This is a genomic window from uncultured Chitinophaga sp. (genome assembly GCF_937874145.1).
Lineage (GTDB): Bacteria > Bacteroidota > Bacteroidia > Chitinophagales > Chitinophagaceae > Chitinophaga.
Window position 1 is genome coordinate 1 of the sequence record NZ_CALNBI010000116.1, and the last position, 2,700, is coordinate 2,700.

Consider the following 2,700-nt stretch of genomic DNA (forward strand, 5'->3'; position numbering starts at 1 on the left):
CGTAACTTTCGGCGGGTAACATTCCGGCGCAGCCATAACGGTGCTGCCTGCGCGGTAGGAAAAGGACGGCCGCGGTAACGCTTTCAGGCCGTGGCCGCTCCTTTTCTCGTAGGTTTTATTTTTGTACGATTAAAAAATCCTCTTTAAACTTGCATTCGAAATACGGCGTTTGCATACATCGTATCATGGAACCCCCGCCCTCCCCGCATCGTCGTCCCATATCGGCCGGTAGCGGACAACGGAAGGTGAAAACTGAACGTAACAGCCTGTAGCAGGCTCCTTTGAAAAACATATTATGACCCCGAAAAACGATTCCGCGCAGGAACTGCCCGTTTCCCAACTGGCCCTGCAGCAATTGATTTCCGCACCACTACGCGCCATGATGGAAGCGCAAACCGCCTCCGCGCTGGCTTCCGCAGAACTGGTCCGCAAAATCAGCTTCCACGAACCCGAGCCCGGCAAACGCGAAATCGCCATGGCGGATTTCAGTCATTCCCGCAACGGCGAAACCCGCACGATCCGCGTTCCGCTCATCTCGCTGGTGCCCGTGCAATCCCTGCGTATCTCCGAAGCGAAGTTGTCTTTCAACGTAAAAATGATACAGATCGAAAAACGGAACGGCGCCATGAAAGCCGCGCCCGCGTACCAGAAAAGTGGCACCACGCAGAAGCATTTCGAGATGAACATGCAGGTCACCGCCGTGCAGGAAGAGCTGCCTGCTTCCCTCCTGGCTGAGGTCGGCGTAGCGCCCGAATAACCCCACCGCTACCTTCTATTTATTCAATAATTAAATGTCAAAAAACAATGGCAAAGATTAATCCTAAAAGCCGTTCTACCCCGCGGCCCCGCGTAGCGCCCGCTACCGCCCCCACTGCAACCCCTTCAACCCCTGCTGTAACCGCTGCGGCTGACGTAGCGGCCGAATCCACCCGCAAACTCGCCAGGGCCGTTTCTTCCGGCCGCGCGCCCATGGCCAAGGGCATCAACACCGACCTCGTGTCGCAGCTGAACGCCATCGACTTCAAGAAAATGATCGGCGGCCCGCTCCAGGCGGCGGTTGATGCACAGGTTGCATCCGCCCTCGCCACGGTGAACTTCATCAATGAAGTAGGCTTTACCAAAGCCGAAGGCAGCGAAGAGAAAGAGCTCATCATGGTCGATTTCACCCACGAAAGAAGCGACGTGAACGACGAAGGCGAGGAAGTGAAGAAGAAAGTGTACGTGAAAGTGCCCCTCATTGCCATGCTCCCCGTTCCGAGCCTGCGCATCGAGCACGTGATCATCGATTTCAACGCCAAACTGAACTCCGTGGAATCTTCCAAAGTAAGCGAAGATATCGGTGTGAACGCCGAGCTGAAAGTGGGCTGGGGCCCGGTGAACTTCAAGGTGTCCGCCTCTTACCAGCGCAAATCCGTAACCGGTGTGGAAGTGAAAAAGGAGTTCGCACTGAACGTAAACGTGAAAGCCGTGCAGGACGAAATGCCCGCCGGCCTGGAGAGAATCCTCGGCATGCTTTCCGCATAATTGTATACCGGCGCCCTTGTCCGGGTTCGCGGGAACGAGGGCGCCATTTTTCCTTTTTCGTAGCTTTCAATTTCAAGCAACATGTCAAACATAACCCTGGCAGATTACGTCGGATTTATTTTCTCCGAAATCACACGCGCCCGCGATCATGCAGACCGCGTAGCGAAAGACATGGCGATCGCATATTCCAAAGACGATGTTCTGAAACATTTTTCCGTTCCCCGGTTTAAGATCCCGGAAATGGAACTGACCATCCCCGTGCTCATCTCCTCCGCCAAATTCTCCAATGCCATGGCTTTCACGATGCCGGCCGAAGACTTCAAAAAATATGTCAACAACCGCGTAAATTCCGCCATTCAAACCCTGCTCATCGCCAAATCCAAGCTTAGCCAGAACCCGGGCAATGTGAAAGACGACATCTTCGATATTCCCATCTTCCGCCAGCCTACCAATTACGAAACCTCCTTCGCGATCCGGTCGAAGAAAAGCCGGAAAGCCATCGCCATCAATGTGCCGGCCGAGGAAACAGTCGATAAGTTTTACCGTTTGCTGAAAGAAAACAGCGAGCCTTCTAAGCCGGAGAACATCGCGCAGGTTTGCCTGGCGGAAATGTTCAACGCGCGGCTGGAGCAATATGCGCTGGTGGCTTTCTACAAGGAACAATATCCGGGCAACGAAATGTTCACGCAGATGGTGGCTGAAGTAGTGGCGCGGATCCGGGAATACACGATGGTGACGCAGAGTAAAATGGAAAACCTGCTCGTCAACCCCGAAACTAATATCGTGAAAAACGGGAGCAGCGACGCCACCGTGTTTACCATCAAAGCGAAAATCCAGGAAGAAGGCGTTTTCGTGCGCACGGTGCGGAACGAGGAAACGGGCCAGGATCAGCAAATTGTCGAATTCGAATAAAAAGCCGAAATGCAAAGGTTCCATCATCAGATCCGGCAAGACCTTGCCGCCCTGCTGGGCGCCCTGAGTGCCGTGACTGAAAAATACAGCCGCAAAGACTACGATACCGACGCGGCCCTGCGCACCCTGCTCGACCGGGTGAATGCAGATTACAAGGACAGGGGCCTGCCCGACCGGGAGAGCCAGCTACAGCTGTTGCGGGCGGAATGGTCGGCGGCGGAAAAGGGCATTGATCCCTGTTCCGGGGAAAAGGTGACCGTGCGC

The 2,700-nt window shown here is 54.7% G+C and carries 4 protein-coding genes; all 4 read left to right on the plus strand.

Annotated elements, in window-relative coordinates:
- The first annotated feature begins 295 nt into the window (after nucleotides 1-295).
- Nucleotides 296-757 (plus strand): DUF2589 domain-containing protein, encoded by a 462-nt coding sequence (locus Q0510_RS05375; protein WP_298708967.1) that lies wholly within the window; start codon nucleotides 296-298, stop codon nucleotides 755-757.
- Nucleotides 758-804: 47 nt separating this feature from the next.
- A complete protein-coding gene (locus Q0510_RS05380; RefSeq protein ID WP_298708968.1) occupies nucleotides 805-1,524 on the plus strand; it encodes a DUF2589 domain-containing protein in 720 nt (239 codons plus the stop codon).
- An 81-nt stretch (nucleotides 1,525-1,605) separates the two neighbouring features.
- Nucleotides 1,606-2,436 carry a hypothetical protein gene (locus tag Q0510_RS05385; protein ID WP_298708969.1) on the plus strand — a complete coding sequence of 277 codons (831 nt, stop codon included), beginning with the start codon at nucleotides 1,606-1,608 and terminating at the stop codon, nucleotides 2,434-2,436.
- Between the two features lie 9 nt (nucleotides 2,437-2,445).
- Nucleotides 2,446-2,700: hypothetical protein (locus Q0510_RS05390; RefSeq protein ID WP_298708970.1), on the plus strand; the 255-nt coding region annotated here is incomplete at its 3' end.